Origin of the sequence: Actinomadura flavalba DSM 45200, from assembly GCF_000374305.1 — a bacterium.
In the GTDB taxonomy this organism is placed as follows: Bacteria; Actinomycetota; Actinomycetes; order Streptosporangiales; family Streptosporangiaceae; genus Spirillospora; species Spirillospora flavalba.
In genome coordinates, this window is the sequence record NZ_KB894102.1 from 98,806 (window position 1) to 123,375 (window position 24,570).

The following is a 24,570-nucleotide window of genomic DNA, read 5'->3' on the forward strand; positions in this document are numbered from 1 at the left end:
GTCTCCATCTTCGAGTCTCGCCCGGCCGGGCCCCCGCCCTGTCCCTCCCCGGTGACCGGGACGGTGATGCTACCGCCGGTCAGCGCAGTTCACGGATGCGGATCAGGTTGCCCGCCGGGTCGCGGACGGCGCAGTCGCGTCCGCCGTCGTCCCGCTCGCCCGGCCCCTGGACGATCTCGGCCCCGGCGGCCTCCAGCCGGGCGAAGACGCCGTCGAGGTCGGCGGTGGCGAGCAGGATGCCGCCGTAGGTCCCCTTGGCCATCATCTCCGCGACGGTGCGCCGCTCGGCGGCGGTGACGCCCGGGTCGGTGACCGGCGGCCGCAGCACGACGGCCGTGCCGGGCTGCCCGGCCGCCCCGACGGTGATCCAGCGCAGGCCGTCGTGGCCGACGTCGGCACGGACCTCGAAGCCGAGGACGTCGCGGTAGAACGCCAGGGACGCTTCCGCGTCGGCGTGCGGCAGGAAGCTCGCGTGAATGGTGAGGCCCATGAAGATCACGTTAGGCGCGCCCGGAACCGGCCCGCTTCTCGATTCCTGACCGATGCGGAGAACGCGACTCCCGCGTTGAACGTGTTACTATTCGCCCGTTTGTGCACAACTGAATGCTTCCGTCCGCTCGAAGAAGCCGGTCAAAGTCCGGCACTGTCGCGCAACCGTGGGCCGCCCGAGAGGCGGCGAGTCGGGTCTATCGCGCGGACGGGTCAATGTCAGACCCACTGTCGCGATTGCAGGGGTGGACCTTCTCGGCGCCCCCGTGCCGGGTCCTCTCCGCAGCATCCAGAGGACCCGAAGTGAACTCCCGCCGCTCCCCCCGCCGTCTGGCCGCGCTGCTCGCCGCTCTCTGCGCGGCCGGACCCGCCGTCGTCCTCCCCGCCCCGGCGTTCGCGGCCGACGTCCCGGCGGCCCGCAAAGCGGCGGGCTGGCTGGCCGGGCAGCTCAGCGAGGACGGCACGCTGCAGAACCCGCTCGGCGGCGCCCTGCCCGACCACGGCCTGATGATCGACGCGCTGTACGCGATGTACGCCGCCGGGGAGGGCGACCTGGCCAGGCCGATCGTCCGCTATCTGGACGAGGGCAAGCACGCCAGCGACTACTTCACCTGGGACGGCCTCGTCCCCGGCCAGGGCTACGACCAGGTCATCGTCGGCGGCGCGGCGGCCAAGACGCTCGTCGCCGCGCTCGTCGCCCGCCGTGACCCGCGCTCCTTCGGCGGCTACGACCTGGTCACCGAGACCGAGGGCGCGATCATGCGGTCGGGCCCCGACAAGGGGCGGGTCAGCGACTACTCCAAGGACCCCGACCTGGCGAGTTCGGTGAGCAACAACGCCAACGTCTTCGGCCAGGCGCTCGGCGTGATCGGCCTGGCGGGCGTCGGCCGCAACGACCGGCTCGCGATCGACAAGCTCGTCACGCAGCAGTGCTCGGAGGGGTACTTCCGCATCTACTTCGGTTACGTCCCGACGGACGAGACCGGCGACCACGTCACCCCCAACGGCCGCAAGGTCTCCACCTGCGACGAGGGCAAGGCGCACGACCAGTCCGCCCCGGACGGCGACGCCACCGGCCTCGCGCTCTCGGCGCTGGTGGCCGCCCGCCGGGCGGGGGCGCGCGGGCTGGACGCGCCGATCGCGCGGACCGTCGCCTGGCTGCGCAAGCGCCAGGACGCGGGCGGCGGCTGGGGCGGCGGCGTCAGCACCGAGGCCCCCAACACCAACAGCACCGGCCTGATCGTGCAGGCGCTCGCCGACGCGGGCGGCGCGAAGGCGGCGGTGGCCAGGGGCCAGGCGTACCTGACGTCGGCGCAGGCCACGGCCGCCGACGCGGGCAACCGGCTCGCCGAGCACGTGGGCGCCATCGCGTACACGCCCGCCGAGTACCGGACCGCCCGTTCGGAGGGCATCGCCGGGATCGACACGTGGATCCGGGCGTCGGCGCAGGCGTCCCTGGGGCTCTCCCAGGTCGGGTTCCACGGCCTCACGCGCGGCGAGAAGCCCGGTGGCGGCACGCCCCCGCCGGGAACCCGCCCGCCCGGCGGCAAGGACCCGGCGGGGCCGCCCGCGAAGGAGAAGCCGCTGAGCCCGCGCGCCGGTGCGCCCGCGCCGGTGCCGGGGTCCTCCGGCGGGACCGTCGTGACGCCGCCGCGCGCCTTCACCGAGCCGGGATCACCGACGCCCGCCGGACGGCTGGGCCGCTACCTGGCCGGACGGCTCGTGGACGGCGACCACATCGAGGTCGCGGACGGACGCACGAAGTACGTCGACTACGACCTCACCGCCGACCTCGTGCTGGCCCTGCGCGCCCTGGACGAGCAGCCCCGCGCCGCCCGGAACGCCTCGCGCTTCCTGCTGCACCCGGCGTCGATCAAGGCGTACGCCAACGGCGCCCCGTACGAGAAGGGCCAGGCCGCCTACACCGAGCCGCTGGCCAAGCTGCGGATCGTCGGCGGTTTCCTCCAGTCCGAACGCCGCCCGCCCAAGGGCGTCGCACCGACCGTGAGCCGCCTCGACGAGGACCTGCGCGGGCTGCGCGGCCGTGACGGGCGCTTCGGGGACACCGGGCGGTACGCCGATCCGGGCGCGTCCACCCGCCGCCAGGCGTGGGCCGCCCTGGCCACCGTCGCGGCGCGCGGCGACGCGCCGCTGGAGCCGCTGACCCGCGCCCGGTGCGCCGACGGCGGGATGCCCGCCGAGGTCGACGCGAAGGGCTGCCGGACCGGCGACGCGGCCGCCACCGCGACCGCGATCCTCGCGCTCAACGGCCGCCCCGGCGACCCGCCCGGACCGGCGCTGCCGCAGACGGTGCCCGCCGCGAGCACCGGGGACGGCTGGCCCGCCGGGCGCGCCGCCGCGCTCACCCGGGCCGCGTCCGCGCTGAGCGCCCGGTCTGCCCTCGACGGCGCCGTGCGCGGCACCGGCGGACGTCTCGACGTCGCCGCCAGCGCCCACGTCGCCGCCGGACGGCAGGGCGCCGGGCTCGACGCCACCGCCACCGCCCGCACGCTCGGCGGGCTGCTGCTGCGCGACGGCGGCCTGCCCGGCGCGCAAACCAAGCGCAGCGACGTCCCGGCGAGCATCGCCGCCGCCCCCGGCATCGCCGGGCGCGCGTGGACGAGCGCGCCCGGCTCGCCCGTCGCGGCGGCGGTGCGGCTGCCGCTGTCCGGCGAGGCCGCGTCCGTCGTCGAGCGGCGCGCGGCGCCCGCGTCGGCGCGCGAGAGCTGGACGATCACCGTGCTCGTCGGCCTCCTCGCCGCGTGCGCGGGCTTCCTGCTGCGTCCCCTGCTCGCCCGGCGGCGCGCGCCCGCGCCCGTCGCCCGGCAGAACGTCCCGTTCGGCCCGGAGCCGCCCCCCGGCTTCGGCACCCCCTCCCCCAAGGACACGCCATGAGACGCATCCTCGTCCTGTCCGCGCTCGTCGCCGCCGCGCTGGTCGTTCCCGCGCAGACGGCCTCGGCCGCCCCCTACGACGGCATCTGCACCGGCGCCGACGCGCTCACCGGCGTCACCGTCGTGATCGACTTCCAGGAGCTGAACGGCAACGCGGGCAACCCGGCGCCGACGATCACGCGCTGCTCCCCCAACCCGAGCCCCGGCACGCAGCGCACCGGGATCAAGGCGCTCCAGGACGCCGGGATCGCCGTGACCGGCGTCGCGCAGTGGGGCCTCGGCTTCGTCTGCCGCCTCCAGAACCGGCCCGCGCCGGGCGAACCGCTCCCGGTGTCCGGCAACCCCGGCTACACCGAGGCGTGCGTCGTGACGCCGCCCGGCGCCGCGTACTGGTCGTACTGGCACGCGACCGGCGCCAATAACACTTGGACCTACAGCAGCTACGGCGCGTCGAACCGCAACGTCACCCCGGGCGGGTTCGAGGGCTGGTCGTTCTCGCTGAACCGCGGCGCGTCCACCAACCCGGTGCCGCGCGTCACGCCGCGCAACCCGGCGGTGGGGTCGAACAACCCGACGGTCGCGCTGTCGATCACCGACCTGGACCGCAAGATCACGCTGGGGCAGAGCACGTCGCTGGCGTGGACGTCCACGAACGCGACGGCGCTGACGGCGCACGCCACCGCGCCCGCGACCGGCGGCGGCGCCTGGTCGGGTTCGCTCACCGCGCCGTCCGGGTCCAAGACGATCAAGCCGACCGCGCGCGGCACCTACACGTACACGATCAAGGCGACGGGCACCGGCGGGACCGTGTACTCCACCGCCACCCTCACCGTCACATGAGGATGCGCCGTTCCCTTCCGGCCGCCGCGGCGATCGCGCTGATCGCCGCGGCGGCCGGGCCGGTCGCGCCCGCGCACGCCATCGACCCGGGCAAGGGCCATCCCGGCTTCTGCAAGACGGCGGCGGGCGTGACGGTCGTCGTGGACTTCCAGCGGCTCGGCGGCACCACGATCGTCCGGTGCAACCCACGCCGCACGCGCGGCACCGGGCTGGACGCGCTCAAGGGCGCCGGGTTCCAGATCGCCGGAGTGCAGCGGTGGGGCGAGGGGTTCATCTGCCGGATCGAGAACCGCCCCTCGGCCGTCGAGGAGCTGCCCGTCCGGGGCCGGGACGGCTACCGGGAGGCGTGCGTGGACACCCCGCCCGGCGGCGCGTACTGGTCGTACTGGCACGCCGGGAACAACTGCGCCTGGCAGTACAGCCAGTGGGGCGTGAAGAACCGCGACTTCGTACCGGGCGGGTTCGAGGGCTGGTCGTTCTCGCTGAACGCCACCGCCGCCAGCAACCCCAGGCCGCGCATCGCGGCCGTCCGGCCCGGCACGGCCGGGCGGCCGTGCGTCGCGCGCGAGGAGCCCGAGCCGACGACGAACGACCCGAACGAGCGGCAGCCCGGCGGCCGGGCTCCCGGCGGCGACGCGGGGAACGGCGGAGCGGGCGGCACGACCGAGGACCCGCTGGACGCCGCGCGGCCGCCCGGCCGCGACGGCGAACTGCCGCCGCCCCGGCGCCGCACGCTCACCAGCCCGTCGCCGGGCGCCGACGACCCCGCGAACAACGTCGCGTTCGACGGCGGGGAGAGGGCGCGCGACGTCAACGAACTGGTGAAGGAGCAGTCCGGGGCCAGCGACGTCGCCCCGTGGGCGGCGGCCGGGCTGGCCGCCGCGCTCGGCCTCGGCGCCTGGCTGACCGCCCGGCGGCGCCGCCGCGCCCGGGACGCGTGATGCGCCGCGCGGCGCTGACCACCTACTTCCTCCCCCGCGACCTGCACCCGGCGGCGTGGTGGGCGTGGACGCTGGGGCTGGCCGTCGCCGCGAGCCGCACCACGAACCCGTGGCTGCTGCTGACGATCCTCGCCGTCGTCTGTCACGTCGTGGTGGCGCGGCGGCCGGACGCGCCGTGGGCGGCGGCGTTCCGGATCTACCTGTGGCTCGGCGCCGTCATCGTCGCGTTCCGCGTCGGGTTCCGGTTCGTGTTCGGCGGCGCGGAGGGCCAGACGATCCTGGTCCGGCTGCCGGAGATCCCGCTGCCCGCGTGGGCGGCGGGCATCCGGCTGTTCGGCGCCGTATCCGCCGAATCGCTGCTGGGCGGGCTGTACGACGGGCTGCGGCTGGCCACGATGGTGATCTGCCTGGGCGCCGCCAACGCGCTCGCCAACCCCAAGCGGCTGCTCAAGGCGCTGCCGCCCGCGCTGTACGAGGTCGGCACCGCCGTGATCGTCGCGCTGTCGGTGTTCCCGCAGCTCGCCGAGAGCGTGCAGCGCGTCGCCCGCGCGCGGCGGCTGCGCGGCGGCGCGTCCGGCGGACGGGGGCGGCGGCGCCGCGTCCGCGTGCTCCGGGCGGTGATCGTCCCGGTGCTGGAGGACGCGCTGGACCGCTCGCTGAAGCTGGCCGCGTCGATGGACGCGCGCGGCTACGGACGCTCCGGCGCCGCCTCGCCCGGCGCCCGGTTCGTCACCGGCTCCCTCATGATCACCGGCCTGATCGGGGTGTGCGTCGGCGTCTACGCCACCCTGGACGGCAGCACGCCGCGCTTCCTCGCCACGCCCGTGCTGGTAGCCGGGCTGCTCGTGGCGCTCGCCGGGTTCCGGCTGGCCGGGCGCCGGGTGCGCCGCAGCCGCTACCGGCCCGACCGGTGGCGGCTCCCCGAGCTGGTCGTCGCCGCGTCCGGCGTCGGCGTCGCCGTCGTGCTGTTCGCGACCTCCAGCGTGGACCCGACCAACCTCAACCCGTCGCTGACGCACCTGTCCTGGCCGCTGCTGTCGTGGCCGCCGCTGCTCGGCGTGCTGCTCGGCGTCCTCCCCGCGTTCCTGTCCCCTCCGCCCGAACACCCCTACGGCGCCGTTCCGGCCGCCGCCGAGAAGGTCGCCGCATGATCGAGTTCGACCGCGTCACGTTCCGGTACCACGACCGGCCCGACCCCGTCCTGGCCGACGTGTCGCTGACCGTCGGCGAAGGCGAGCTGGTGCTCGTCGCCGGTCGCACGGGCGCCGGGAAGTCCACGCTGCTCGGTGCCGTCAACGGGCTCGTGCCGCACTTCACCGGCGGGCACCTGGGCGGGACCGTCGCCGTCGCGGGCGTCGCCACGCACACCCGGCCGCCGCGCGAGTTCGCGCACCTGGCCGGGGTGGTGGGACAGGACCCGCTCGCCGGATTCGTCACCGACACCGTCGAGGAGGAACTCGCCTACGGCATGGAGCAGCTCGGGCTGGCGCCGCAGGTGATGCGCCGCCGCGTCGAGGAGACCCTCGACCTGCTCGGCATCGCCGACCTGCGGCGCCGCGCGCTGCGGACGCTGTCGGGCGGGCAGCAGCAGCGCGCCGCCATCGGCTCGGTGCTGACCACGCACCCCCGCGTGCTCGTCCTGGACGAGCCGACGTCCGCGCTCGACCCCACCGCCGCCGAGGACGTCCTGGCGACCCTCGCGCGGCTCGTGCACGACCTCGGCGCGACCGTGCTGCTGGCCGAGCACCGGATGGAGCGGGTCGTCCCGTTCGCCGACCGGATGCTCTACCTGCCCGGCGACGGGAGCGTGGTGGACGGGACGCCCGCCGAGGTGCTGCGCGGCACCCCGGTCGCGCCGCCGATCGTCGAGCTGGGACGGCTGGCCGGGTGGGAGCCGCTGCCGCTGTCGGTGCGGGACGCGCGCCGCCGGGCCGGGCCGCTGCGCGCCGCGCTCGGCCCGCCGCCCGCGCGTCCGGACGCCCCCGCCGCCGCGCCCGTGCTCCGCGCCGAGGGGATCGTCGTCCGGTACGGGCCGACGGTCGCGGTGCGCGGCGTCGACCTCGACCTGCACGGCGGACGGACGCTGGCGATGATGGGCCGCAACGGGTCGGGGAAGTCGTCGCTGCTGTGGGCGCTCCAGGGGTCGGGGCCGCGCCAGGGCGGCGCCGTCCGCGTGGACGGGCGCGACCCCGGCGACCTGGGCGCGGGCGCGGCCCGCGCCCTGGTGGGCCTCGTGCCGCAGAGCGCCGCCGACCTGCTGTACCTGGAGACGGTCGCGGCCGAGTGCGCCGCCGCCGACCACGAGTCGGCCGCCGCGCCCGGCACCTGCCGGACGCTGCTGGACCGGCTCGCGCCCGGCATCGACGGCGACCGGCATCCGCGCGACCTGTCGGAGGGGCAGCGGCTGTCGCTCGTGCTGGCCGTCCAGCTCACCGCCGCGCCGCCCGTCGTGCTGCTGGACGAGCCCACGCGCGGCCTGGACTACACCGCCAAGGCCGCGCTCGCCGGGATCGTCGGGACGCTGGCCGGCGAGGGCCGCGCCGTCGTCATCGCCACCCACGACGTCGAGTTCGTCGCCACCGTCGCTGACCGCGTCGTCGTCCTGGCCGAGGGCGAGATCGTGTCGGACGGGCGGGCCGCCGACGTGCTCGGCGGCTCGCCCGCGTTCGCGCCGCAGGTCGCCAAAGTGCTCGGGGAACCGTGGCTCACGGTCGCAGACGTGCGGGCCGCGCTGCCGGAGGCCGTCCGATGACGCTCCCCGCGCTCGTCCCGGCCGTCCGGGTGGGGCCGCGCTCGGCCGCCGTGCTGACGCTGGCGTCGCTGGCCGGGCTGATGATGTTCGTGTGGCCGCTGCTCGTCCGGGTCGAGCCGCAGTCGATGCAGCACGGGCCCGACGCCCCGTTCGTCTTCCTCGGCATCCTGCCGGTGCTCATCGCCGTGGTGCTCGCGGAGCTGTCCGAGGGCGGCATGGACTCCAAGGCCCTCGCGATGCTCGGCGTGCTGTCGGCCGTGAACGCGGCGCTGCGCCCGCTCGGCGCGGGCACCGGCGGGATCGAGACCGTGTTCTTCCTGCTCGTGCTGTCCGGGCGTGTGTTCGGGCCGGGGTTCGGGTTCGTGCTCGGCTGCACGTCGCTGTTCGCGTCGGCGCTGCTCACGGCGGGCGTCGGCCCGTGGCTGCCGTTCCAGATGCTCTGCTCGGCGTGGATCGGCATGGGCGCGGGCCTGCTCCCCCGCCGCGTCACCGGCCGCGCCGAGATCGCGATGCTCGTCGGCTACGGCATCGTCGTCGCCTACGTCTTCGGCTTCCTGATGAACCTGTGGTTCTGGCCGTTCATCACCGACGCCGAGGTCCCCTACCACGACGGCCACATCTCCTACGTGCCCGGCGATCCGGTGCTGGAGAACCTGCACCGGTTCGCGGTGTTCACGCTGCTGACGTCCACGGGCGGCTGGGACACCGGCCGCGCGATCACCAACACCGTCGCGATCCTCGTCCTCGGTCCCGCGCTGCTGGCCACGCTGCGCCGCGCCGCCCGGCGGGCCTCGTTCCATGCCGAACCGACCTTCGAGAAGCGCTAGCCGAGGGGCCGGCCGGAGAGGATCGCGACGGAGGTGTCGAGGGCGGCGACGCGCTCGGCGGCGGTGAGGCCCGCGGCGGCGTCGACCTTGGCGCGCTCGTCGGGACCGGCGGCGATGCGGCGGAACCCGGACGGGACGGCGGTGCCGGGATGGTCCAGGTCGGTCATCTCGGGCGGCAGCGAGCCGAGGAGTTCGGCCGCCATGTCGCAGGCGGTCACGACGACCCACGCGACCGTCGCCGGGGACTCTGCGACCAGCGTCTGGTTGGCTCCCCGGCAGCTCTCGCACTGGTCGAGCGCGGCGCCGAGGAACGCGTCCGCCAGGCCGAGGTCGACGCCCTCACCGAACGCGGCGCGGACGCGCTCCGCCGTGGCGGGGGACATCCCGATCTCGGGATGGTCGTGGGTCTCGATCGCCAGGCCCGCGTTCTCCCGCGCGCACGCCAGGGCGTTGAGCGTGGTGTGCAGGCCGGTCAGCTTCTCCTGCAACGTGGTCATGTAGGCGTTGTGCGTCGGGAAGTGGCGCGGATCGTGGCGCAGGCGCAGCAGGGTGAGGGCCAGCTCCAGCGCGATCGCGGCACCGTGCGCGTGCCCCTCGACCGCCGAGCCCTCACCGATCGCGTCGACGCCGTCGGGGATGCCGGTGAGCGCCATGACGTTCCCGTCCGGCGACGCCACGACCGGCACGGCGCCGTCGGCGGTGCCGTCGCGCCGCATCTCCCGGCACCGGTCGATGGGGAAGCTCAGCTCCGTACCGGCCCGCTGCATGTGGTCCTCGGGCAGCGCCCACCCGTGCGGGAACACCGCCTTGAGGCGGCGCAGGCGCTCGCCCGCGCCGGGGTCGCCCTCGTCGATCTTGGCATGCATCAGCAGGTGCGCCTCCCGGGCCAGCAGGCCGGTCAGCAGCAGCTCACGCAGGTGCGGCTCGGTGTCGGCGGCGAGCGGCAGCCCGGCGGGGATCGGCACCCCGAGCGCTTCCAGCGTCTCGCGCAGCCGCTGCTCGTCGGGACGGGTGGGGGGAGCGACAGAATCGGTCGACATGCGCCCATCGTGACAGCACCGAACCGATCATGTGCGGCGAATGGCGAAATATGTTCAGGCGCCATTGTCGACAGCCCGGAGCAATGGATGCACTAATTTCGTATTTGTATGTCTTTGCGGCACGAAAAGGACATCCACCAGCGACGACCTCGCCAAGGGTCACGTCCGCGTCAAGTCACGGCCTGGAATCGACAGGTGGCTCAACGGGTCGCGCCGATCGGGCGTCCTCGTTAGGCGGTGGTTGCGAGAATCCGGCGGTGCGGCCCGGATTCCGGCCGCCCGGCATTGTTCTGTGGAGTGGGGAGACGCGGGGGTCGCTGGTGAGGAGAGAACTGCCGGAGCGCTGGGCGCGGGCCGCCGTCGCCGTCCTGCTGTGCGTGAGCGCCACCGGGTGCAACGCGTGGCGGGACGACGAACCGGCGACGGACGAACCGGGAAAGCAGGCGGTGCCCGGCTTCACCGGGACGACGTTCACGCCGCGCCAGGGCCGCCGGGTCGTGCTGCACGAGCCGTTCGACCGGCTGCGGGTCGGGCCGGGCAAGCTGTGGGGGTGGCAGAGCGGGGCCTACCGGCACTGCCACACCAATCCCGACGGGTTCAAGCTCGACCGGCTCAGCACCGGCGCGCTCGACGTGCGGGACGGCCGCCTGACGATCACCGCGACGCCGGGGGCGCGCGGCTACTGGCGGACGGGCCTGCTCGCCACCGGCGACGCCTGCGGCAGCGGCGGCAACGGCTTCGAGGTCCGCACCGGCGACGTCATCAAGGCGCGCGTGCGGCTGCCGACCGTGCGCACCGGGGCCTGGCCCGCGATCTGGACGTGGCGCGACGGCCGCAACGAGGTCGACCTGTTCGAGTGGCACTCCGACCGGCCCGACACGCTGGAGTTCGCCAACCACGCCGGGGGCAGCGGCAAGTTCTGGAGCCATCCGGCGGTCGACCGGGGCATGTGGCTCGACGCCGCCGTCCGCCTCGGCGAGAAGCGTGTTAGCTGGTACGTCGCGACACCCGGCCAGCCGCTGCGCCGCGTCCACACCGACCGCAAGGGCGTCGGCCCCGACTTCCACGCGCACCTGGTGGTGAGCCTGTCCGCCGACGACGGCGAACTGCACGCCCGGCCCGCTCCCGGCCTCCCGTTCTCCTTCACGGTCACGGGCCTGACGGTGTACCGCCCGAAGACGCCGCCGCCCCTCGCCCCGGCGCCCAGCGGCCGCCCGGAACGGTAGCGGCGGCGGGCCCGGGACCGTCCGCACGCGGCGTGGCCAGCGGGTTCTCCCCGAAGGTCATGTTTGCCACGCGTCGACTTTGCTCCTACATTGCTTCGCAATCGGTCCGTGATCCACCTCCGTCCGGGAGGTGCACGGCCGACCGCCGAGTCCCGGACGCCCGTCCGGGAGCCGGGGACCCATCAGTCCCTCGGGGTGAATCCGCGAGCCCGCTCGCGGTAGGGCCGCTCCTGGCCCGAACCCGTCAGCTAACCCGGTAGGCGGACGAAGGAGCGCAGATGGACCCGGTAGGGAAGCAACTGCTCGCGGTCGCCGAGAAGGAACTCGGGTACCGCGAGAAGAGCGGCGGCTACACCAAGTACGGCGAGTGGTACGGCAAGAAGTTCGAGGACGGCGACTCCTACTTCACCACGGCGCCCTGGTGCGACATGTTCCTCGCGTGGGCGGCGCACCAGGTGGGCGTCCAGGAGTGGGCCGGCGAGTTCGCCGCGACGATCCAGCACGCCCGGTGGTTCGAGGAGAACGACGCCTGGGGCACCAAGCCCGAGCCCGGCGCGATCGTGTTCTTCGCGTGGTCGGGCTCCAAGAGCATCGGTTCGATCCAGCACGTCGGCATCGTCGAGAAGGTCGAAGGCTCGACGATCCACACGATCGAGGCCAACACCGACGGCGTGCACCTCAAGCGCAAGGAGCGCGACCCCGGCACCATCGTCGGCTACGGCTACCCCGGCAGGGTCGAGGTCGCCGGGAAGGCCGTGCCGGGCACGCCGGAGGCGAAGGCGCAGGCCAAGGCCGAGGCCGAGGCCGCGTACACCCCCAGGCACGCGGCGCCGGGCACCGACGCGATGGCCGTCGCGCCGAACGCCGGGGTTCCGGCGACGCGGACCGGCTCCGGCGCCCGTCCCGCCGACGGCCCCGCGATCTCCCCCGACCTGGTGGTGGGCAGCGCCCTGGCCCTCGCCGTGTGCGGGACGGTCGCGCTCGGCGCCGGCCGGTCGCTGGCCGCGCGGATGCCGGCGCAGTCGCCGGTGCGCGTCCGGCGGCGCGGCAAGCACCACCGCACGCCGGTCGCGCTGCCCGCCGACGTCACGCCCGCCGACCTGGACTCCGCCGACGCGGGCACGCTGGTCATGCCCGCCGTCACCGCGGCGGTCGCGGCCGAGGCCGAGGACCGCGAGTTCTGGGGCCGCGTGTCCACGCTGGAGGACGACCAGGACCTGCGGTTCTGGGACACGCTCCACACCGACCTCGCCGGTGTCGTCCCGTCGGGTTCCCGGCAGGACGCCTGACCGCATCCCGGCCCGCCTCCGGAACGATCCGGGGGCGGGCCGAAAACCCTTGCCGAATAAGGCTTTTCGCCCCTCCTGACCGCCCGGCCGCGACTACGCTCCGAAGCGTCGCCCCCGCTGCGGATCAGGAGTGTCATGAGTTCTTCGCCGGAGATCCCCTCGGACGTGCCCACGGCGGCACGCGTCTACGACGTCATGCTCGGCGGCAAGGACAACTTCGCGGTCGACCGCGCCGTCGCCGAGGCCAGCCTGGCGATCATGCCGGAGCTGCGGGCCATCGCCGTCCACAACCGCGAGATGCTGCACCGGGTCGTCGCGCACCTGGCCGCCGAGGAGGGCATCCGCCAGTTCCTCGACCTCGGCTCGGGGCTGCCGACCGCGCGCAACACCCACGAGGTCGCGCAGGAGGCCGCGCCCGACGCGCGCGTCGTCTACGTCGACATCGACCCGATCGTGCTCGCGCACGGCCGCGCCATCCTCGCCGACAACGCGGGCACCCGCGTCGTCACCGCCGACCTGCGCGACCCGCGCGCCGTCCTGGACCACCCCGACGTGCGGGCGCTCATCGACTTCGAGCAGCCGGTGTGCGTGCTGCTCGCGGGCATCCTGCACCACCTGTCCGACGACGAGGACCCGGGCGGCATCGTCGCGGCGCTGCGCGACGCCGTCCCGAGCGGGTCGTTCTTCTTCATCACCAACTTCACCCGGCTCGGCGACGCGCCCGAGTCCGTCGAGCTGGAGCGGCAGCTCCTCGCGCAGCTCGGCACCGGCCGCGTCCGCACTCCGGCCGAACTGGCGGCGTTCTTCGACGGCCTGGAGATCCTCGCGCCGGGGCTGGTGCCGCTGCCGCTGTGGCGTCCCGCCGCGACGATCATCGACGCGAGCACGGTCGACGTCCGGTTCATGACCGGCGGGGTCGGGCGCAAGCCCTGACCTGCGCGGACACCGGCGGGCGGTTCGATCGGCCGGGGCCGGGCAACGGGGGGCGGTGGAAGCCCTCGATCTCGCGTTCGCCCTGGCGGGCGGCGCCGCCGTGTGCGCCGCCGTCCTGCCCGGCACCGTCCGCCGGTGGCCGGTGTCGCTGCCGATGCTGTTCCTCGGCGGCGGCGTGCTGCTGTTCCTGCTGCCGCTCGGCCTGCCCGATCCCGACCCGGTCGCGCACCGCTCGGCGCTGCTGCACCTGACGGAACTGTGCCTGATCGTGTCGCTGATGGGCGCGGGCCTGGCGCTGAACCGCCCGTTCGGGCGGCGCGCCTGGTCCACGACCGGACGGCTGCTGATCATCGTGCTGCCGCTGACGACGCTCGCCGTCGCGGCGGTGGCGGGCGGGCTGCTCGGCTGGCCGCCCGCGGCGGCGCTGCTGCTCGGCGCGGTGCTGTCGCCGACCGATCCGGTGCTGGCGTCCGACGTCCAGGTCGGTGAGCCCGCCGACGACGAGGAGCACGACGACGACGAGGTCCGCTTCGGCCTCACCTCCGAGGCGGGCCTGAACGACGGCCTGGCGTTCCCGTTCGTGTACGCCGCCGTCGCGCTCGGCCTGGGCGGCGCGGGCTGGTCGGGCGGGTGGCTGGGTGAGTGGCTGCTGAAGGACGTGCTGTACGCGTGCGCGGTCGGCGTGCTGGTCGGCGTCGTGGTGGGGCGGCTGCTCGGCCGGATGTTCTTCCGGTCCGAGCGTCCGTCGGCGCGGCGGCTGGCCGAGCGCAGCGAGGGGTTCGTCGCGCTGGCGGCGACGCTGCTGGCGTACGGCGTCGCGGAGGTCGCACACGGATACGGCTTCATCGCGGTGTTCACGGCCGGGTGCGCGATCCGGTCGGTGGAGCGGTCCCACGGGTACCACGGCGTCCTGCACGGGTTCATCGAGCAGACCGAGCGGCTGCTGACGGTGTGGTTGCTGCTGCTGGTCGGCGGGTTCGCGGCGGTCGGCGGGCTGGCGGCGCTGAGCTGGCGGGGCGCGCTGGTCGGGGTGCTGCTGGTGCTGGTGTTCCGTCCGGTGATCGGCTGGCTGGCGCTGCGCGGGGGGTCGGTGGAGCCGCGCGAGCGGCGCGCCGTCGCGTTCTTCGGCATCCGCGGCATCGGGTCGCTGTTCTATCTCGCGTACGCGCTGGGCGAGACGGGCTTCGGCGTCCCGGCGGAGGAGCTGTGGGCGATCGTGACGTTCACCGTCATGCTGTCGGTGTGCGTGCACGGCGTGACCTCGACGCCCGCGCTCGCCTACCTGGACCGGTTGCGGCACCGGCGCCGCCGCAGGACCGTTCCGGAGCCGCGACCAGCGTCACCTTGACGGGTTCGTCCCTCAGCTATACGTTTCGGTGGATTTCACGGTTGTCCGAGGGAAATCCGGTGAGATGCCGGTGCGGACGCGCCACTGTATCCGGGACGACGATCCCGGGAGCCAGGTCACTCGGGCAGCCGCGACCTCACCGTTCGGGACGCGCTTGACATCCCTGAGGAGGCCCCCGTGAGCGATCTCTCCGCTCCCTCGTCCGTTCCCTTTCCACGCCTGCGGCCCTGGCTGCTCGCCGTGCCGGTGCTGCTGCTGATCGGCTACCTCGTCCTGATGGACAACGGCGCCGTGTCGCAGACCGGTGACCTCCTGCACGAACTCATGCACGACGGACGCCACCTTCTCGGCGTCCCGTGCCACTAGGGGCCGCCGGAATGGTCCGCACCCTTCTGGTCAGAGGTCTGCTCCTGGGCCTGCTGGCCGGTCTTCTCGCGGGCGCGTTCGCGTTCGCGATCGGTGAGCCCCGCATCGACGACGCGATCGCGCTGGAGGAGGCCGCCGCGGCGGCCGAGCCCGCGCCCGCCGACGACGGCCACTCGCACGAGCACGGCGCCAACGTGACGCGCGGCCAGCAGAAGTTCGGCCTCTTCCTGGCCACCGGCCTGTACGGCCTGACGATCGGCGGGATCTTCGCGCTGGCGTTCGCGGGCCTGCGCGGACGCGTCGGTCCCCGGACCGACGGCGGTCTCGCGCTGGCCGCCGCCGGGACCGCGTTCGCGGCCGTGATCCTCGTGCCGTTCCTGAAGTATCCGGCCAATCCCCCGGCCGTGGGCGACCCGGAGACGATCACCAGCCGCACGCTGCTTTACCTGGCGATGATCGGCGTCGGCCTGCTGGCGACGGCCATCGCGGTGACGACGTCGCGGCGCGTCCCCGGCGGCGCCTGGCCGCGCGGCGCGGCGGCGGTGGCGGCGTTCGTCGTGCCGGTGGCGGTGGCGTACCTGCTGCTGCCGACCGTCAACGAGGTGCCGGCGGAGTTCCCGGCGACGCTGCTCTGGCAGTTCCGGATCTCCTCGCTCGGCACGCAGGCCGTGTTCTGGGCCGCGTTCGGCGCCCTGTTCGGCTGGGCCGCCGACCGGGCGGCGCGCCCGGCGTCCGCCCCGGCCCCGGCGGCGGCGCCCGCGTCCGCCTGACCGGAGTGCTGTTCGTCCGCCACGCGACATCGGCGGGGATGCGCGAAGCGCGCTTCCCCGCCGACGCCCCGGCCGACCCCGCGTCCCTGTCCCGAGCCCGAACCCTCGCCCCCACGATCCTCACCCTGGCGGGCCACCCCACCCAGCCCGCGACGTCCACACCGCCCCGCCCGAACGGGTCCCCCGACGCTGCGGCCACACCGGATTCCGCCTCGCCGGGCCGTATCCGGACGTGGACGGCGCCGTCAGGCACCCCGCCACCCACGTCGGATGCACCAGAAACCGGCCACCCGGCCCCTGAAGCCGCGCCGGACTCCGGCGCGTCCGCGTGGACGGCGCCGTCAGGCCGCTCGACACCCACGTCGGACACGTCAGAAACCGGCCACCCAGCCTCTGGTGCCGCGCTGGACTCCGGTGCGTGGGCGTGGACGGCGCCGTCGGGCAGCCCGACACCCGCGTCGGACACGCCAGGAACCGGCCGCACGGCCTCGGAGGCCGCGCCGGGCTTCGGGGCGTGGGCGTGGACGGCGCCGTCGCGGGCGGCGGTGGCCACGGCGGAGGCGCTGGGGTTCGTGGCGCGGCCCGTCGCGGCCCTGGCCGAGGCCGACGCGGGGCGGTGGGCGGGACGGGCGTTCGCCGAGGTCGCGGGCGCGGAGCCGGAGGCGTTGCGGCGGTGGCTCTCCGAGCCCGGAGCCGCGCCGCACGGCGGCGAGAGCCCGGCGGCGCTGGCCGCGCGGGTCGGGGCGTGGCTCGACGACGCCCCGGACGGCGTCGTCGTGTGCGACGCCGGGGTGATCCGGGCCGCGCTGGGGCACGTGCTCGGGCTCGGGCCGCTCGCCACCGCGCGGTTCGACGTCGCGCCGCTGTCCACCACGGAACTGACCGCCGGGCCTGCCCGGCGCGTCTCCCATGTCAACCGGAAGGTGGGTCCTTGACCGCCACATATCCGTTCAGCGCCGTCGTGGGGCTGGACGACCTCAAGCTGGCGCTGGTCCTCAACGCCGTGTCGCCGCGCGTCGGCGGCGTGCTCGTGCGCGGCGAGAAGGGCACCGCCAAGTCCACGATCGTGCGGGCGCTCGCGGCGCAGCTCCCCGCCGTGGACACGGTGCCCGGCTGCCGGTTCGCGTGCGACCCGGCGGCGCCCGACCCGGCGTGCCCGGACGGGCCGCACGAGCCGGGCGGCGCGGGGACGCGGCGCCCGGCGGCGCTGGTCGAACTGCCCGTCGGGGCGTCGGAGGACCGGCTGGCCGGGTCGCTCGACGTGGAGAAGGCGCTGACCGAGGGCGTCAAGGCGTTCGAGCCGGGCCTGCTGGCGGCGGCGCACCGGGGCGTCCTGTACGTGGACGAGGTCAACCTGCTGCACGACCACCTGGTCGACCTGCTGCTCGACGCCGCCGCGCTCGGCACCTGCTACGTCGAGCGCGAGGGCGTGTCGGTGCGGCACGCGGCGCGGTTCCTGCTCGTCGGCACGATGAACCCGGAGGAGGGCGAGCTGCGCCCGCAGCTCCTGGACCGGTTCGGGCTGACCGTCGAGGTGAGGGCGTCGCGGGAGCCCGGCGAGCGCGCCGAGGTGGTGCGGCGGCGGCTGGCTTTCGAGGCGGACGGCGCCGGGTTCGCCGCGCGCTGGGCGGCGGCCGAGGCCGAGCTGGCATCCCGCGTCGCGGCGGCGCGCGGGCGGCTGCCCGGCGTCCGGCTGCCGGACGCGCGGCTGGAGCAGATCGCGACCGTCTGCGCGGCGTTCGAGGTGGACGGGCTGCGCGCCGACCTCGTCACCGCGAGCGCGGCCCTGGCCCACGCGGCCTGGCACGGCCGCGCCGCGGTGACGACCGAGGACGTCCGCGCCGCCGCCCGCCTGTCGTTGCCGCACCGGCGCCGCCGCGACCCGTTCGACGCGCCCGGCCTGGACGAGGACCTGCTGAACCGGCTGCTCGACGAGACGTCCGGCGACGAGGACCCCGAGCCGCCCGAAGGCGGCTCCCCCGGCGACGGCCCCGGCTCCCCGCCCGACGGCCGGGACGGCGCTGCACGCACCCCCGGGCCGGACAGCGGCACCGACGACGGCAGGAAAAGCTCAGAAGGCACAGAGGGCACGAACAACGCCGAAGGCATGAAGGGCTCTGAGAGCACGAACAGCGCCTCGGGCTCGAACGGCCCATCAGGCATGAACGACCCATGGGGCACGAACAGCCCTTGGGGCACGGACGACTCCCAAGGCACGAACAGCCCTCACGACACAAAAAGCTCACAGGGCACGAACGGCTCGGAGAGCATGAACGGCACGGAAAGCGCGAACGGCGCAGGCCGGGTCGCCGCCGTCGCCGCGCCGCACGCCGTCCCGCTCCTGGAGGTGCCGGGGGTGGGCGACGGCGTCGCCGGACGGCGGTCCCGGTCGCGGACGACGCGCGGCCGGGCCACCGGTTCGCGCCGCCCGTCCGGGCCGGTCCGCGACCTGCACCTGCCCGCCACCCTGCTGTCCGCCGCGCCGCACCAGCGCGGCCGGGGCCGCACCGGCGCGGGCCTGGTGCTGCGCGGCGACGACCTGCGCGAGACCGTCCGCGAGGGCCGTGAAGGCAACCTGGTGCTGTTCGTCGTGGACGCGTCCGGCTCGATGGCGGCCCGCCGCCGCATGACGACGGTCAAGACGGCCGTGCTGAGCCTGCTGCTGGACGCCTACCAGCGCCGCGACAAGGTCGGCCTCATCACGTTCCGGGGCCGCACCGCCGACCTGGTGCTGCCGCCGACGTCGTCGGTGGAGGCGGGCGCGGCGCGGCTGCGGTCGCTGCCGACGGGCGGGCGGACGCCGCTGGCCGCCGGGCTCGTCCGCGCCGCCGAGGTGCTGCGCGCCGAACGGCTGCGCGACCCGGCGCGGCGCCCGCTGCTCGTCGTCGTCACCGACGGCCGCGCGACGGCCGGCGGCGACGTGGACCGCGCCGCCGGGCTGCTGCGCGGCACGGCCGGCGTCGTCGTGGACTGCGAGGGCGGGCCGGTGCGGCTCGGCCTCGCCGGACGGCTCGCGGCGCGGCTCGGCGCCCGGCTCGTCCCGCTACAGGATCTCGGCGCCGTCGTGCGCGATCACCGGAAGGCGGCCTGACATGCCCCAGGGAAAGCCCGAGCACGTGCCCGACGACGGCCTCACCACCCGGCAGCGCCGCAACCGGCCGCTGCTGATGGTCCACACCGGTCCCGGCAAGGGGAAGTCCACGGCCGCGTTCGGCATGGCGCTGCGGGCGTGGAACCAGGGCTGGCCGGTCGGGGTGTTCCAGTTCGTGAAGTCGGCGAAGTGGAAGGTCGGCGAGGAGCGGGCGCTGCGCGTCCTCGGGGACAGCGGCGAGGGCGGCACCGTCGCCTGGCACAAGATGGGCGAGGGCTGGTCGTGGATTCAGCGGCCCGGCACCGACGCCGACCACGCCGCCGACGCCCGCGAGGGCTGGGAGCAGATCAAGCGCGACCTGGCCGCCGAGACCTACCGCTTCTACGTGCTGGACGAGTTCACCTACCCGCTGAAGTGGGGCTGGATCGAGCTGGACGACGTCGTCGCCGCGCTCACGTCCCGGCCCGGCGACCAGCACGTCGTCATCACCGGCCGGGACGCCCCGGCGGGCCTGCTCGACGCCGCCGACCTGGTGACCGAGATGGGCAAGGTCAAGCACCCGATGGACGCGGGACAGAAGGGGCAGCGAGGCATCGAGTGGTAGTTCCCCGGCTCGTCGTGGCGGCGCCGTCGTCGGGCAGCGGCAAGACGACCGTCGCGACCGGGCTGATGGCGGCGCTGCGGGCGCGCGGCCTGGCCGTCTCCCCGCACAAGGTCGGGCCGGACTACATCGACCCCGGCTATCACGCGCTGGCGTCCGGCCGTCCGGGCCGCAACCTGGACCCGTGGCTGACGGACGAGTCGCGCGTGCTGCCGCTGTTCCTGCACGGCGCGGCGGGCTGCGACGTCGCGGTGGTCGAGGGCGTGATGGGGCTGTTCGACGGCCGGGGCGACACGGGCTTCGCGTCCACGGCGCACGTCGCGCGGCTGCTGTCCGCGCCGGTCGTGCTGGTCGTGGACGCGTCGGGGCAGAGCCGGTCGGTCGCGGCGATGGTGCACGGTTTCGCCACGTTCGAGCCCGGTGTCCGTCTCGGCGGCGTGATCCTCAACCGCGTCGCCTCGGACCGTCACGAAGCCCTGTGCCGCACCGCTCTGGAGGCCACCGGCATCCCGGTGCTCGGCGCGCTGCGCCGCGACGACGCGGTGATGACCCCGTCCCGGCACCTCGGCCTGATCCCGGCGGCCGAGCGCGGCGCCGACGCCGTGTCGGCCGTCGACCGGCTCGGCGCCCTCATCGCCGCGTCCTGCGACCTGGACGCCCTGCTGCGCCTGGCGTCCTCCGCTCCCCCGCTTCCAGGCACCCCGTGGAGCGCAGCCGACGCCCTGGCCATCACGTCCGGACCGGAGGCGTTCGCGCGGGGAACGGCCGATGGCGGGGCGGCGGTGCGGGTCGGGCCGGGCCGCGCGGGCGGCGGAGCGCGGCCGGTGGTGGCCGTGGCCGGAGGGGCCGCGTTCACGTTCTCCTACGCCGAGCACACCGAGCTTCTGGAGGCGGCCGGGGCCGAGGTCGCGGTGTTCGACCCGCTGAGGGACGAGGCGCTGCCCGAGGGCGCCGGGGCGCTGGTGATCGGGGGCGGGTTCCCCGAGATGCACGCCGCCGAGCTGGCCGCCAACGCGCCGCTGCTGGCGGAGGTCGCGGCGTTCGACGGGCCGATCGCGGCCGAGTGCGCCGGGCTGCTCTACCTGTGCGAGGAGATCGACGGCCGCGCGATGGCCGGACGGGTGCCGGGACGCGCCCGGATGACCGGGCGGCTGACGCTCGGCTACCGCGAGGCCGTCGCCGTCACCGACTCCCCGCTGACCCGCGCCGGGGAGCGGTTCCACGGCCACGAGTTCCACCGCACCGCCGTCGACGGCGCGCACGCGCCGCTGTTCCGCTGGCGCGACGGCGCCGACGGGTACGGCGACGCCCGCGTCACCGCGTCCTACCTGCACCTGCACTGGGCCGGGCGGCCGGACCTGGCGCACCGCCTGGTGTCGGCCGCCCGGACGCCCTAGCCGTCGGTGTCGTCCTCCAGGTCGCCCTCGGTCTTCAGGTAGACCTCCTGGAGGCCCTGGAAGATCTCCGGGTCGGGGTGTTCCCAGAGGCCGCGTTCGGCGGCTTCGAGGAGGCGTTCGGCGATGCCGTGCAGCGCCCACGGGTTCGACGTGGCCATGAACGCGCGGTTCTGCTCGTCCAGGACGTACGTCTCGGTGAGCTTGTCGTACATCCAGTCGGCCATGACGCCGGTGGTGGCGTCGTAGCCGAACAGGTAGTCCACCGTCGCGGCCAGCTCGAACGCGCCCTTGTAGCCGTGCCGGCGCATCGCGGCGAGCCAGTTCGGGTTGACGACCCGCGCCCGGAAGATCCGCGACGTCTCCTCCGACAGCGTCCGGGTGCGGACGGCGTCGGGCCGCGTGCTGTCACCGATGTAGGCGGCCGGGGCCTTGCCGGTCAGCGCGCGGACGGTGGCGACCATGCCGCCGTGGTACTGGAAGTAGTCGTCGGAGTCCGCGATGTCGTGTTCGCGGGTGTCGACGTTCTTCGCCGCGACCGCGATCCGCTTGTACGCCGCCTCCATGTCGGGACGCGACGGGACGCCGTCCAGGTCGCGGCCGTAGGCGTAGCCGCCCCACACCGCGTAGACCTCGGCGAGGTCGGCGTCGTCGCGCCAGTTGCGGCTGTCGATGAGCGGCAGCAGCCCCGCCCCGTACGCGCCGGGCGCGGAGCCGAAGACGCGCAGCGTCGCGCGGCGCTCGTCGCCGTGCTCGGCCAGGTCGGCGCGGGCGTGGGCGCGGACGAAGTTGGCGTCGTCGGGCTCGTCCAGCCCGGCGACGAGCCGGACGGCGTCGTCGAGCATCGCGACGACGTGCGGGAACGCGTCCCGGAAGAACCCGCTGATGCGGACCGTCACGTCGACGCGCGGGCGGCCCAGTTCCGCGACCGGGATCGGCTCCAGGTCGGTGACGCGGCGGGACGCCTCGTCCCACGCGGGCCGGACGCCGAGCAGCGCCAGCACCTCGGCGACGTCGTCGCCGGCCGTGCGCATCGCGCTCGTGCCCCACACCGACAGCCCGACCGAGCGCGGCCAGTCGCCGTGCTCGTCCCGGTACCGCTCCAGCAGCGACTCGGCCATCGCCTGCCCGGTCTCCCAGGCGAGCCGGCTCGGCACGGCGCGCGGGTCCACCGAGTAGAAGTTCCGCCCGGTCGGCAGCACGTTGACGAGCCCCCGCAACGGCGACCCGCTCGGCCCCGCCGGAACGTACCCGCCGTCCAGCGCGTGCAGGACGTGATCCATCTCGTCGGTCGTCCGCGCCAGCCGGGGCACGACCTCCGCGGCCGCGAACTCCAGCACACTCGCCACCAGCGCCCGCCGCTCCTCGGGCACCCACCCGGCGGCGACGCCGTCCCCACCGGCGTCACGGAGACCGGAGTCGCGCTCTCCCGCCGCCCCGTCCGACAGGCCGCGCGCGTCCTCGCCCGGTGCCGTGTCGAGCGGCAGGCCGCGGGCGAGGGTGCCGGTGCGTTCTTCGGGGGCGCTCGCGGCGACGCGGGCGGCGGCGGTCACGTCCCAGTCCGCGTCCTCCATGGCCTGGACGAGGGAACGGGCCGTGGCCTCGGCGGCGTCGGTCTCGCCGAGGCCGGCGGTGCCGTCCTCGGTGAGGCCGAGCGCTTCGCGCAGGCCCGGGAGGGTCTCGCGGCCCGACCACATCTGGCGCGCGCGGAGCATGGCCAGGACGAGATCGACGCGGACCTGGCCCTCGGGCGCCTGGCCGAGGACGTGCAGGCCGTCGCGGATCTGCGCGTCCTTGACCTCGCAGAGCCAGCCGTCCACGTGCAGCAGGAAGTCGTCGAACTCGGTGTCGTGCGGGCGGTCGTCCAGGCCGAGGTCGTGGTCGAGGCGGGCGGCCTGGATGAGCGTCCAGATCTGGGCGCGGATCGCGGGCAGCTTCGCCGGGTCCATCGCGGCGATGTTGGCGTGCTCGTCCAGGAGCTGTTCGAGGCGGGCGATGTCGCCGTAGGTCTCGGCGCGGGCCATCGGCGGCACCATGTGGTCCACCAGGACGGCGTGCGCGCGGCGCTTGGCCTGCGTGCCCTCGCCCGGGTCGTTGACGAGGAACGGGTAGACGAGCGGCAGGTCGCCCAGCGCCGCGTCCGTGCCGCACGACGCCGACATCCCGGCGGACTTGCCGGGCAGCCACTCCAGGTTGCCGTGCTTGCCGACGTGCACCATCGCGTGCGCGCCGAACTCGTCGGCCAGCCAGCGGTAGGCGGCCAGGTAGTGGTGGCTGGGCGGGAGGTCGGGGTCGTGGTAGATCGCGATGGGGTTCTCCCCGAAGCCGCGCGGCGGCTGCACCATGACGACGACGTTCCCGGCGCGCAGCGCGGCCAGCACGATGTCGCCCTCGTGCACGAACAGCTCGCCGGGGGGCGGCCCCCAGTGCCGCTCCATCTCGGCGCGGAGGTCGGCGGGCAGCGTCCGGTACCAGCGCTCGTAGGCCGACGCCGCGATGCGGACGGGGTTCCCCGCGAGCTGCTCCTCGGTGAGCCAGTTCTCGTCCTGGCCGCCCGCCGCGATGAGCGCGTGGATGAGGGCGTCGCCGTCCTGCTCGGCGACGCCGGGGAACCCGTCGCCGAGGTCGTAGCCCGCGTCCGCCAGCCGCGACAGCAGCCGGACGGCGCTGACCGGCGTGTCCAGCCCGACCGCGTTGCCGACCCGCGAGTGCTTGGTCGGATACGCCGACAGCATCACGACGAGGCGCCGTTCGGCGGGCGGGGTGTGCCGCAGCCGGGCGTGCCGGACGGCGATCCCGGCGACGCGGGCGGCGCGCTCGGGGTCGGCGGCGTAGACGGTCAGGCCGTCCTCGTCGATCTCCTTGAACGAGAACGGGACGGTGATGATGCGGCCGTCGAACTCGGGGATCGCGACCTGCGAGGCGGCGTCCAGCGGGGACAGGCCGTCGTCGTTGGCCTCCCAGTCGGCGCGGCTGCTCGTCAGGCACAGGCCCTGGAGGATCGGGACGTCGAGGGCGGCGAGGGCGCCGACGTCCCACGCCTCGTCGTCGCCGCCCGCCCCGGCCGTCGCGGGCCGCGAGCCGCCCGCCGCCAGGACGGTCACGACGAGCGCGTCCGCCGCGCCGAGCGTGGCGAGGAGTTCGGGTTCGGCGGTGCGCAGCGACGAGCAGAACACCGGGAGGGCCTGGCCGCCCGCGTCCTCGATCGCGGCGCAGAGCGCGTCCACGAAGCCGGTGTTGCCCGCCATGTGGTGCGCCCGGTAGTACAGGACGCCGACCGTCGGACCCTCCGACGTGCGGGGCGCGCGGTCGAGGCGGCCCCAGGTGGGGGTGGCCTCGGGCGGCGCGAAGCCGTGGCCGGTCAGCAGCACCGTGTCCGACAGGAACCGGTGCAGTTCGGCGAGGTTGGCGGGGCCGCCGTGCGCGAGGTAGGCGTGCGCGTCGGCGCAGACGCCGCCGCTCACCGTCGACAGCTCCATCAGCTCGGCGTCCGGCGCCTGCTCGCCGCCGAGGACGACGACGGGACGCGGCCCGGCGAGCAGGGCGTCCAGGCCGTCCTCCCAGGCGCGGCGCCCGCCGAGCAGCCGGACGACGACGAGGTCGGCGCCGTCGGTGAGCGCGGGCAGGTCCTCGACGCCGAGCCGCGCCGGGTTGCCCAGCCGGTAGGCGACTCCGGCGGCGCGGGCGCTCAGCAGGTCGGTGTCGGAGGTCGACAGCAGCAGGACGGTGCGGTCCTGCGCGGACGCGTCAACGGACACGGTGTGGCCTC

The 24,570-nt window shown here is 75.2% G+C and carries 19 protein-coding genes and 1 riboswitch; of the genes, 16 read left to right on the plus strand and 3 right to left on the minus strand.

Annotated elements, in window-relative coordinates:
- Positions 1-79: 79 nt before the first annotated feature.
- Positions 80-490: a VOC family protein gene (locus C229_RS0126030; protein ID WP_026314173.1), complete on the minus strand. Its 411-nt coding sequence runs from the start codon at positions 488-490 to the stop codon at positions 80-82.
- A 302-nt stretch (positions 491-792) separates the two neighbouring features.
- Between C229_RS0126030 and C229_RS0126035 the strand changes: the two genes are divergently transcribed.
- The 6 genes from C229_RS0126035 to C229_RS0126060 are packed head-to-tail and all read left to right on the plus strand — an operon-like array spanning position 793 to position 8,743.
- Positions 793-3,384, plus strand: coding sequence for a hypothetical protein (locus C229_RS0126035; protein ID WP_018658060.1), 2,592 nt, complete (start codon positions 793-795; stop codon positions 3,382-3,384).
- Complete coding sequence (locus C229_RS31915; RefSeq protein WP_018658061.1) at positions 3,381-4,223, plus strand: hypothetical protein; 843 nt, start codon at positions 3,381-3,383, stop codon at positions 4,221-4,223. The genes C229_RS0126035 and C229_RS31915 overlap by 4 nt, the downstream gene beginning before the upstream one ends.
- On the plus strand, positions 4,220-5,164 hold the full coding sequence (locus tag C229_RS0126045; RefSeq protein ID WP_205624556.1) for an ABC transporter substrate-binding protein: 945 nt from the start codon (positions 4,220-4,222) through the stop codon (positions 5,162-5,164). Before C229_RS31915 ends, C229_RS0126045 begins: the two co-directional genes overlap by 4 nt.
- Positions 5,164-6,315, plus strand: a complete 1,152-nt coding sequence (locus C229_RS0126050; protein ID WP_081640043.1) for an energy-coupling factor transporter transmembrane component T — start codon at positions 5,164-5,166, stop codon at positions 6,313-6,315. Before C229_RS0126045 ends, C229_RS0126050 begins: the two co-directional genes overlap by 1 nt.
- A complete protein-coding gene (locus C229_RS0126055; protein WP_018658064.1) occupies positions 6,312-7,916 on the plus strand; it encodes an ABC transporter ATP-binding protein in 1,605 nt (534 codons plus the stop codon). Before C229_RS0126050 ends, C229_RS0126055 begins: the two co-directional genes overlap by 4 nt.
- Positions 7,913-8,743, plus strand: a complete 831-nt coding sequence (locus tag C229_RS0126060) for an ECF transporter S component (protein WP_018658065.1) — start codon at positions 7,913-7,915, stop codon at positions 8,741-8,743. The genes C229_RS0126055 and C229_RS0126060 overlap by 4 nt, the downstream gene beginning before the upstream one ends.
- Here C229_RS0126060 and C229_RS0126065 read toward each other — a convergent pair.
- Positions 8,740-9,783 carry a hypothetical protein gene (locus C229_RS0126065; protein ID WP_018658066.1) on the minus strand — a complete coding sequence of 348 codons (1,044 nt, stop codon included), beginning with the start codon at positions 9,781-9,783 and terminating at the stop codon, positions 8,740-8,742. The two genes, C229_RS0126060 and C229_RS0126065, sit on opposite strands and share 4 nt — an antisense overlap.
- A 320-nt stretch (positions 9,784-10,103) precedes the next feature.
- Here C229_RS0126065 and C229_RS0126070 point away from each other — a divergent pair, with 320 nt between their 5' ends.
- The 10 genes from C229_RS0126070 to C229_RS0126115 all read left to right on the plus strand — a co-directional run bounded on the left by C229_RS0126070 (position 10,104) and on the right by C229_RS0126115 (position 20,804).
- Entirely contained in the window at positions 10,104-11,009 is a 906-nt protein-coding gene (locus C229_RS0126070; protein WP_018658067.1) for a LamG domain-containing protein, read from the plus strand.
- Between the two features lie 133 nt (positions 11,010-11,142).
- A riboswitch (cyclic di-AMP (ydaO/yuaA leader) is annotated at positions 11,143-11,287 on the plus strand.
- Positions 11,288-12,298 carry a CHAP domain-containing protein gene (locus C229_RS0126075; protein ID WP_018658068.1) on the plus strand — a complete coding sequence of 337 codons (1,011 nt, stop codon included), beginning with the start codon at positions 11,288-11,290 and terminating at the stop codon, positions 12,296-12,298.
- A 135-nt stretch (positions 12,299-12,433) separates the two neighbouring features.
- Positions 12,434-13,231 (plus strand): SAM-dependent methyltransferase, encoded by a 798-nt coding sequence (locus C229_RS0126080; RefSeq protein WP_018658069.1) that lies wholly within the window; start codon positions 12,434-12,436, stop codon positions 13,229-13,231.
- Between the two features lie 55 nt (positions 13,232-13,286).
- Positions 13,287-14,579 (plus strand): cation:proton antiporter, encoded by a 1,293-nt coding sequence (locus C229_RS0126085; protein ID WP_018658070.1) that lies wholly within the window; start codon positions 13,287-13,289, stop codon positions 14,577-14,579.
- A 177-nt stretch (positions 14,580-14,756) separates the two neighbouring features.
- Positions 14,757-14,945 (plus strand): CbtB domain-containing protein, encoded by a 189-nt coding sequence (locus C229_RS0126090; RefSeq protein ID WP_018658071.1) that lies wholly within the window; start codon positions 14,757-14,759, stop codon positions 14,943-14,945.
- An 11-nt stretch (positions 14,946-14,956) separates the two neighbouring features.
- A complete protein-coding gene (locus C229_RS31920; protein ID WP_018658072.1) occupies positions 14,957-15,715 on the plus strand; it encodes a CbtA family protein in 759 nt (252 codons plus the stop codon).
- Between the two features lie 38 nt (positions 15,716-15,753).
- On the plus strand, positions 15,754-16,650 hold the full coding sequence (locus tag C229_RS35915) for a histidine phosphatase family protein (protein WP_081640040.1): 897 nt from the start codon (positions 15,754-15,756) through the stop codon (positions 16,648-16,650).
- Positions 16,647-18,806: a VWA domain-containing protein gene (locus tag C229_RS0126105; protein WP_018658074.1), complete on the plus strand. Its 2,160-nt coding sequence runs from the start codon at positions 16,647-16,649 to the stop codon at positions 18,804-18,806. Before C229_RS35915 ends, C229_RS0126105 begins: the two co-directional genes overlap by 4 nt.
- A 1-nt stretch (position 18,807) precedes the next feature.
- Entirely contained in the window at positions 18,808-19,410 is a 603-nt protein-coding gene (gene cobO, locus C229_RS0126110; protein WP_026314174.1) for a cob(I)yrinic acid a,c-diamide adenosyltransferase, read from the plus strand.
- Positions 19,404-20,804, plus strand: coding sequence for a cobyrinic acid a,c-diamide synthase CobB (locus C229_RS0126115; RefSeq protein ID WP_033424802.1), 1,401 nt, complete (start codon positions 19,404-19,406; stop codon positions 20,802-20,804). Before cobO ends, C229_RS0126115 begins: the two co-directional genes overlap by 7 nt.
- Here the strand turns inward: C229_RS0126115 and cobN are convergent.
- Positions 20,801-24,559, minus strand: coding sequence for a cobaltochelatase subunit CobN (gene cobN / locus C229_RS0126120; protein ID WP_018658077.1), 3,759 nt, complete (start codon positions 24,557-24,559; stop codon positions 20,801-20,803). The genes C229_RS0126115 and cobN overlap by 4 nt on opposite strands.
- Positions 24,560-24,570: the final 11 nt, after the last annotated feature.

Bases quoted from the DNA above. Each gene is read 5' to 3' on its own strand.
- cobO (WP_026314174.1), top strand. From the start codon at position 18,808: ATGCCCCAGGGAAAGCCCGAGCACGTGCCCGACGACGGCCTCACCACC.
- C229_RS0126065 (WP_018658066.1), bottom strand. From the start codon at position 9,783: ATGTCGACCGATTCTGTCGCTCCCCCCACCCGTCCCGACGAGCAGCGG.
- C229_RS35915 (WP_081640040.1), top strand. From the start codon at position 15,754: ATGCGCGAAGCGCGCTTCCCCGCCGACGCCCCGGCCGACCCCGCGTCC.
- C229_RS31920 (WP_018658072.1), top strand. From the start codon at position 14,957: ATGGTCCGCACCCTTCTGGTCAGAGGTCTGCTCCTGGGCCTGCTGGCC.
- C229_RS0126080 (WP_018658069.1), top strand. From the start codon at position 12,434: ATGAGTTCTTCGCCGGAGATCCCCTCGGACGTGCCCACGGCGGCACGC.
- C229_RS31915 (WP_018658061.1), top strand. From the start codon at position 3,381: ATGAGACGCATCCTCGTCCTGTCCGCGCTCGTCGCCGCCGCGCTGGTC.
- C229_RS0126060 (WP_018658065.1), top strand. From the start codon at position 7,913: ATGACGCTCCCCGCGCTCGTCCCGGCCGTCCGGGTGGGGCCGCGCTCG.
- C229_RS0126055 (WP_018658064.1), top strand. From the start codon at position 6,312: ATGATCGAGTTCGACCGCGTCACGTTCCGGTACCACGACCGGCCCGAC.
- C229_RS0126050 (WP_081640043.1), top strand. From the start codon at position 5,164: ATGCGCCGCGCGGCGCTGACCACCTACTTCCTCCCCCGCGACCTGCAC.
- C229_RS0126030 (WP_026314173.1), bottom strand. From the start codon at position 490: ATGGGCCTCACCATTCACGCGAGCTTCCTGCCGCACGCCGACGCGGAA.
- C229_RS0126045 (WP_205624556.1), top strand. From the start codon at position 4,220: ATGAGGATGCGCCGTTCCCTTCCGGCCGCCGCGGCGATCGCGCTGATC.
- C229_RS0126075 (WP_018658068.1), top strand. From the start codon at position 11,288: ATGGACCCGGTAGGGAAGCAACTGCTCGCGGTCGCCGAGAAGGAACTC.